At 65.4% G+C, this 7,705-nt stretch carries 5 protein-coding genes; 2 read left to right on the forward strand and 3 right to left on the reverse strand.

The features are described from left to right. Nucleotides 1-378 precede the first annotated feature (378 nt). Nucleotides 379-2,643, forward strand: a complete 2,265-nt coding sequence (locus tag DKT69_RS14550) for a cutinase family protein (protein WP_146231082.1) — start codon at nucleotides 379-381, stop codon at nucleotides 2,641-2,643. 388 nt (nucleotides 2,644-3,031) lie between these two features. On the opposite strand, the gene DKT69_RS14555 is transcribed toward DKT69_RS14550, so the two are convergent. Together DKT69_RS14555 and DKT69_RS14560 are read right to left on the reverse strand one after the other, a co-directional pair. Next, nucleotides 3,032-6,064 carry a tetratricopeptide repeat protein gene (locus tag DKT69_RS14555; RefSeq protein WP_236647919.1) on the reverse strand — a complete coding sequence of 1,011 codons (3,033 nt, stop codon included), beginning with the start codon at nucleotides 6,062-6,064 and terminating at the stop codon, nucleotides 3,032-3,034. A gap of 35 nt (nucleotides 6,065-6,099) precedes the next feature. Continuing rightward, a complete protein-coding gene (locus DKT69_RS14560; RefSeq protein ID WP_438361837.1) occupies nucleotides 6,100-6,579 on the reverse strand; it encodes a hypothetical protein in 480 nt (159 codons plus the stop codon). Nucleotides 6,580-7,082: 503 nt separating this feature from the next. Here DKT69_RS14560 and DKT69_RS14565 point away from each other — a divergent pair. Beyond that, complete coding sequence (locus tag DKT69_RS14565; RefSeq protein ID WP_109802102.1) at nucleotides 7,083-7,325, forward strand: hypothetical protein; 243 nt, start codon at nucleotides 7,083-7,085, stop codon at nucleotides 7,323-7,325. 14 nt (nucleotides 7,326-7,339) lie between these two features. Here DKT69_RS14565 and DKT69_RS14570 read toward each other — a convergent pair. After that, nucleotides 7,340-7,705: transposase (locus tag DKT69_RS14570; protein WP_146231083.1), on the reverse strand; the 366-nt coding region annotated here is incomplete at its 5' end.

Genomic DNA, 7,705 nt, shown 5'->3' on the forward strand with positions numbered 1-7,705 from the left:
CTCCTCGCTATCACGAGCAAGCGCGCGTTGATATCGAGCCCATCAAGCCGGGCACCCCCGTGATCTTGCCGGGGCCCTGACCAGAGGACCGACTGGCATTGACGAGATCCCGATCTGTGGCGAATGGTTGCCCGAATGGAGGATGTACGCGCTGACCTCTAGGACGTCCCGGTAGAACGGTCAATTGGCAGGAGTGAGCGATCGAGTGATAGTCCGCTGGTCCATCGAGGTGCTTGGCTGGGTCTATTGGGATCGGCGTCATCTGGGGCGGCCAAGGATGGAGGCAGATTCGCCCGAGGCTAGGCGCCACTCGTGTCGGACCCACCCACGGGCGAATTGCATGCACTCGCGCCGTTGACGTAGCTAGCGAGGTACCGAGTGAGCCAGTGGATTGCTTCCCGCACGATTCATCGACGGACAGCATTTATGGCAGCGTTGGCCGTATGCGTGGCCGCTAGCGGCGCAGTTGCTCCGATTGCAGCCGGCCATGCTCAGGCGGCTGCGCAGCCCACTGTTTGCGGCGAGGTTTTCTTCCTAGGTGCCCGGGGTTCGGGTCAACAACAGGAAGGTGTGGCGGACAGCAGCAGCCCGAACTTTGACAGCCGGACCGGCTTCGGACCACAGGTCTACCAGCTGTACGAGAAGATGAAGGCTGGTCTTGGTGGCCGCAACCTGCAGTCCCAAGCGCTGGTGTACCCGGCCGAGTCCGTGGATGTCCTCAAGCCTACCGCGACGCAGCGGACGGCAATTGCGACCGCACTCGGCAAACGGGGACCGGCTCGCGCTGCTGCAATCGCGGCCGTCATCGGGGACTGGCGCGTGAGCAACTTGGCCACCTATATCGGAGGCCTGCAAATCGGTGTGGATGCGGCATACACCACGCTGACGCTGCGGGCGCGATCTTGCCCGAATGAACGGCTGGTGCTCGCTGGCTACTCTCAGGGCGCGATGGTCATGCACCGCCTTCTCAATCGGTTGAAAGACAACGCGGGGAGATCCATTCTCAATCGTGTTGATGGCGTCGGCCTCGTGGCCGATGGAGACAGGGTTCGCAACACCGAGGCCGTGTTTCTGCTGGGGGACCCACCTTCCAGTCACGCCGGGAACGGTGTCGCTAGTTATTTCCACCTTTACAACCGGGATATTCCGGTCGAGGTTGGAAATCTGACTGTAAACATCTGCGACCGAAACGACCCGGTCTGCGACTTCCGTGGCCTATGGACGCTGCAGAACTCTGGCCATGCATCGGAGATCCATTCGGGCTACACCAATGGGGCGTCTCTCGAGCGGGCCGCCAAATTGCTAGCGGCTCAAGTTGTACGTGTCCCAGCGCCCCGTGTGCCCGCCCAGGTTATCGGGATGGTCGGGCAACCACTAAGCCTGCAACTCAACGCAAACGTCGTCCAAGGGGCTACCTTAGAGTGGAGGGTCCCTTCGCCGTACTACCTGCCAGATGGCCTGACGATGACCACCGCAGGACTGATCAAAGGCACCCCAATGAGTGCCTTCAACGGCACTACCCGGGTAGCGGTCAGAGCGAAATACCGCGGCAAATTTAGCGCGTGGATCCCGGCGGACCTCACGTGGGCCATCAGTGCTCCCAGCCCAGTCCCGAACCAACCGCTTATGGTAACGGCTTTCGATACAGGTATCGCCGGCCTAGGGGTTTTCACGCCTGCAGCCACTGGCAAAGACGGCACCCTCTACTTTGGCGCCTCCTGGGATTGTCCCGGCTGGGTATGCGAGGACCCATGGTCGTCCGGGGACTACGGGCTTCTCGGTGTCGATCCAACAACTGGACAAGTGACGAAGAAATGGCGATTGCCCTCCGGGATAAAAGGTGCCACCGGACAAGCTCTTGCCCCGGTATTTGATGAAACAGGTGGTGCTTGGATCGCGACCACTACAGGGTTGGCGCGGTTCTCGGCAACTGGACAGGTCGCCACTCTGACCCTAGAGAGCGATTCTGAAGCAATCGGTGCGATCGGCCTGGCCGGGCTTCCTGATGGAACGATGTGGGTCTGGCCCTATTCCACCAAGCTGCCTCAAATGCTGCGGCTTCATTCAGACGGCACGACGAAGCCTTTGACTATTCCTGATGGTCTGTCCATGTATCCGTCTTCATACGTTGATCCGGCTGGTACCCTATGGACGACTGCCACGCCGCCGGTCGGCGGTAATCGATACTTGGCTGCTATCAGCCTCACCGGACAAGTCAGCACTTATCCGCTTCCCGATTGGGCCATCAGTAACTGCATTGCCTATCCCACTCCTATTGTTGTCGGGGTCGTGGGATCCCGAGTCGTGCTCTCGGGGGCCCAGCCCAGGGCGATCGGCTGCGATGACAAGCCAGGAGCGGTATTCGACATAAAGGACCAAACTTTTATCCAGACGATGTCGAGCCCTTGGACCCACTCCGAACTCGGCCCGGATGGGCGGTTGTGGTTCGCCAACCTCAATGGCTGCGACTCTATCGGATGCGGAGTTGCTCGGTGGGATCCCCAAACGAAAGCCATCGACGCGACCCTCGGAGTCGACGCCTACATGAGGCCTGGTCGAGCTAGCGACGGGTCAATGTGGGTGTCCGAATATTCGCAGTCACTCATGCATGACGTCCTCGTGCGGTACAGCCTTCCCCAGTGACAGGGCCTTCCGACCTCGGAGCCGGAAGGGCTGGTGTGGGCGCGGGTGCCTGAGCAGATAGGACGGCACTCACGGACACCAGTTAACAACCGCGACCTGGCTTTCTCAGCGGGGGTCAGGTCTAGCCGGAGGCGCTGCCGCTGTCGACAGCAACGCCGACAGCGGCAGCCTTGGACAGCGGTATGCCGGCGAGCACAGAGATGGACGGTGCTCCGAGCTGGCGGCGATGAACGACCTTAGCGCCGGCACGATTTCCAGCACGCCCTCGTCGCTAGTAAGAACAGGCTGAACGTACCCGCAGGAGATTCCCGCGACCAGGTTCAGTCAGCCGACACCAACCCAGGGGGGCGCGTACCAATAATGACGCTTATGACCCACCCGCTCCACATCAGCCTGTTCGTGGCCGGTTGCCGACCACTTGGTCAAGCTGCTGACGCACGTCGGCTGCCTGGTCGGTAAGGCCCAGCCCGTGGAGCACGTCGGTGAGCGCCTGGTAGGCCGCGAACAGGTGTTCAGCAAACATCTGCGGCAACTGCTCAGCCAGCGGGCGATAGATTTCAATTGCTTCGGTGACCGCCTCCAGCGCTCGCGGCAGGTTGGCGCTTACGTTTACGCACACCCACGCGTAGGCAACTAACGACCTCGCGAGGTTGGGCAGGTACGCGTCCGCGTTAGTCTCGGCCAACCGCCGGTAAGCGCGGGTGGCTTCCTCCGCGGGGGCCAAGGCCTGTTCCCGCCGACCCAGCTCGGACAGGAGGGCGCCGAGGTTGTTCAGCGACATCGCGAGGTCGGGCAGGTAGGCATCCGGGTTGGCCTCGGCCAACCGCCGGCAAATTCCGGTGGCTTCCACGGCCGGGTTCAAGGCCTGTTCCCGCCGGCCGAGCTGGAACAGGAGGGCGCCGAGGTTGTTCAGCGACTTCGCGAGAGCGGGTAGGTAGGTGTCCCGGTTGGCCTCAACCAGCCGTCGGCGGAGGGCCACGGCTTCCTCAATGAGGGCCAAGGCCTTTTCCAGGCTCCCTACCTCGATTAGCCGGATGCCGAAGTTATTCAATGACGCTGCGAGGTCGGGCAAGTAGGCGTCCCGGTTGGCGTCCCCCAGCCGCCGGTAAATACGGGTTGCTTCCTCGGCCGGAGCTAGGGCCTGTTCCCGCCGGCCGACCTCGGACAACCGGCTGCCGAGATTGTTCAAAGACGCCGCGAGGTCAGGCAGGTAGGCATCCGGGTTGGCCTCGGCCAGCCAACGACGGATGACCACGGCTTCCTCGGTCGAAACCAAGGCCTGTTCCCGCCGGCCCACCTCCGACAGCCGGATGCCGAGGTTGTTCAACGACAGTGCGAGGTCGGGCAGGTAGGCATCCGGGTTGGCCTCGGCCAACCGCCGGTGAATGCCGATGGATTCCTCCGCCGGAGACAAGGCCTGTTCCCGCCTACCCAGATCGGACAGGAAGGCGCCGAGGTTGCTGAGCGACACCGCTAGGTCGGGCAGATAGTCGCCCGGATTGGCCTCGGCCAGCCGTCGATAGATACGCGTGGCTTCCTCGGCCGCGGCCAAGGCCTGTTCCGGACGACCCAGCTCGGACAGTGGGAGGCCGAGGTTGTTCAGCGACTTCGCGAGGTCGGGTAGGTAGGCACCCGGGTCGGCTTCGGCCAACCGCCGGTAGATACGCGTGGCTTCCTCCGCGGGAGCCAGGGCCCGTTCCCGCCTACCCAGCTCGGACAGGAGGAGGCCAAGGTTGGTCAACGACGCCGCGAGGTTGGGCAGATAGTCGCCCAGGTCAGCCTCGGCCAACCGCCGGTAGATACGCGTGGCTTCCTCTATCGGGGTGAGGGCTGCGATGCGCTGTCCAGCGTTGGTCAGCCGCCAGGCGTGGTTGACGTGCAACGCGGCGCGGTCGGCGGGGTCGGTGATGTGGGCGAGGTAATGCCAGGTGAGATGGTTGGTGATCGCGGCAACGGCGATGTCGAGGTCGGTATGCCGGTTCGCGGGCAGCATGGGTAGGAGGGCTTCCAGGACGGCCGGGTCAATGTCGGAAATGTCGGCGAGGCGGGTAAGGGTGGCCCCGCCAGCGGCGATCGCCAGACCGGGATTGCGGCGGATGAGCGGGTACAGCACGTCAACGGCGATGTGCGGCCACCGATGTGCCGTTTCGACGAGAGTGGTGATCGCGGTCGCGGTCCAGCTCGGTGGCTCTGGCCCGTCGGCGGTGAGCAGGTGGGTGACCGCGGCTGGCATCCAGTCGCGTTCGAGGTTCGTCACGCCGCCGCGGCCGTGGCCGGGCGTGGACAGAGCGATGAGGTCTTCGCCGAGCCGGTCGGGGTGCAGCGGCTCGAACACCGTACGGATGTCGATCGGGGGGTAGCAGGTGGTGTGGTCGTCGATGAGCCGGTCCGCGGTGGTGGCGTCGGCGGCGAACCCGGCCTGCCTGAGGGCGTGCCGGGCGGCGGGTCGGGGCTGGGCTCCGGTCAGGGTCGCGGTGACCACCGCGCGGTGCATCAGCTCGGGCGGGCTCGCCACAAGTGCTTCCGGCCCGATGTGCAGGTCACGCCAGTACGCCTGTTCTCGCCGCAGCAGGTACGCCGAGACGGCGTCCGGCCGTACCGGGGGAGCTTCACCGCGCCGGGTCGCGTCGACGGCGGCCAGAGCGGCCATGTGCACGGCCAGCACCTGGGTGAACCCTGCCCCGGTCAGGTCCGGCACCGGCCAGTCGGTCCGCTCGATATCCATTGCGGCGGCGAACCGTTCTGCGGCCATATTGAATAGCGTCGGCCGGTCGTCGTCGCTGTCGGTGGCCAACGGCGGCAGCGGCAGCTTGTCGGTGTCGACGCCGAGGTCGCTGTCGGCCCGGTCGGCCAACGCGGGCCACCAGTAGCCGTCTGAGCGGGCCAGCATGAGCACCCGTACCCGGGTACCGGCCCGCGTGTGCAGGTCTCGCAGTTGGGTGAGCAGCGCCAGCAGCGCCGAGACCGGCCACCGGTCGGCGTAGTCCACCACCGCCAACACCGCACCGCCGAGCAGATCAACCCGAGACACCGACGCTGACCCGGCTACCGGAGTCGGGGTGTGGGCCACCTGCCACACCGTCCACCCCGCGGCCATGCACTCGACGGTGGCCCTGGACGCGAGGCGGGTTTTGCCCTGCCCACCCGCCCCATGCACCAGCAGTCCCGCGACCGGCTCGTCACCGCTGATCCATGCCGCCAGTTCGTCCAGGGTGCGCTTGCGTCCGGTGAACGGCACGACTTGGTGCCGGGCCAGCAGCAAGCGGCTCGGCTGCAATCGGGCCTTCTGGACGCTGAGCGCCACCGGAGTGCTGTCGGCGGGAGTTACCCGGTAGGGCGGCCGGTCGAGGCTGACGGTCACGTCCCGCCCGACGTGTGAGATCTGGATGCTGTCCCCGAAGACCACAGTGCCGGTCAACACCTGACCCGCAACCTGCCGTGGCCACCACCGACGGCTCACCGGTCAACGTCGACGTCGCCGTCGACCCCGTCGACCTGCCGGACCGGCCCGGTCGTCCATGACCGCGTTACCGACTGCCCACCCCAAGTCGGCACGCCATCGGCCCTCGGCCCGGCAATCGGCGGCTGCGGCGCAGCCGGTGCGGACGGCGTCGCGGGCGCCGGTGCGGAGGGGCCGATACGCACGTTGCCGCGCACCCCACGCACCTGCGTTACCCCGACACCTACGCTGCTGTCGGTCACTGACTGCCCGCGGCTCTGCCGGCGGGCACCCACCGCTCCGGACACCGACAGCCCCAGGCCGGCCAGCCCAACGAACACCCCGAACACGCCAGCCCACTTGCCCGCCTTGTCTAAGCCCTGGACAGCCAGGAAACTCCCCAGCCCGGCGACCAACACTCCGGCGGTGATCACCACCGCCCACCTGCGCTTCCGATCACCTTCCGTCATCTCACCATCGTGGGCCGTCACGGTCACTGCTGCCATCGTCTCGCCGGACACCCCGACCCGGACCGCCGGCCGACCACACCCGCCGCGCTGTAGCCGCGAGCGATCGCCCGCGATGAGGTCGAACTACACCCCGCCGTAGGGGAACGTAGATCCAGAGCAGCGAAGGGTTCGGCTCACGTCGGCCGGCGGTCGCCACCATTCACCTGGCAGGCCGCGCGTCCGGTGCGACCCGTAAGCCTGTGCATAGCAGTCCGGCATGGTTGGTGGCCAGGATGAGGACGATGGTATGGGCGCGTTCGATCGAGCTGCCCAGCGGCCGCCGGAGCTGTTAAGCACCTCTTCAAACGGCCAATTGCCAACCCGGCGTGTCACTCAACGGCTGCCACGGCAGCGCCATCAGATTCCTTGTGCCGGGCGGTAACAGACCCCTGGGCAGCACCTGGCTCTGGCGGCGTCATCGATCCTCCGGCCTAGGCTCTGTCCTGCCGATCTTGGGGTATGTGCGTGGAGACTGCAGCTAGGGTTCGGCCGTGCTCGTGGTGAACATGGTGGAGAAGTTCGGCGCGGACGGCTTCCTGGAGCGGTCCTGGGATTTGCCATCAGACGTCGTAGGGCCACTGCGCGCCCACGTCGACGTGACGCCGGAGGGTTGGGTCATGGACATGTGGCCGATGACGGCAGAGATCGCCGCGATCGTGCAGCCTTGGGTCGATGAGCCGATAGTTGTGGGATCGGATACCTGGTTCGTCAGCTCTGGTCAGGTGGCCGCATAGGGCAGTCGGTGTGATCAGGGAAGCCACATGGTGGCGGCGATCAAAACGAGGCTGGCGCGGTAGAGCGACGCGCGTTTGGCGTAACGGGTGGCCCGGTCACGCCACTGCTTGAGCCGGTTGAAGCAACGTTCCACGACCTTGCGCTTCTTATAGATCACCTTGTCGAAGGCTGGTGGCCTGCCGCCGGCGCTGCCCTTGGCGGCCCTGCGGGCGACCTGGTCGGATCGTTCAGGGATGACGTGCCGGATCCCGCGTTGCCGAAGCGCTCGACGAGTCTCGTCATGCGCGTAGCCCTTGTCCGCGATCAGCACATCCGGTCGCTTGCGGGGCCGACCGGGCCCGGGATCATTAACCCGGATCGCGTCCAGCAACGCCAGCAA

The organism is Micromonospora sicca (assembly GCF_003172935.1).
Lineage (GTDB): Bacteria > Actinomycetota > Actinomycetes > Mycobacteriales > Micromonosporaceae > Micromonospora > Micromonospora sicca.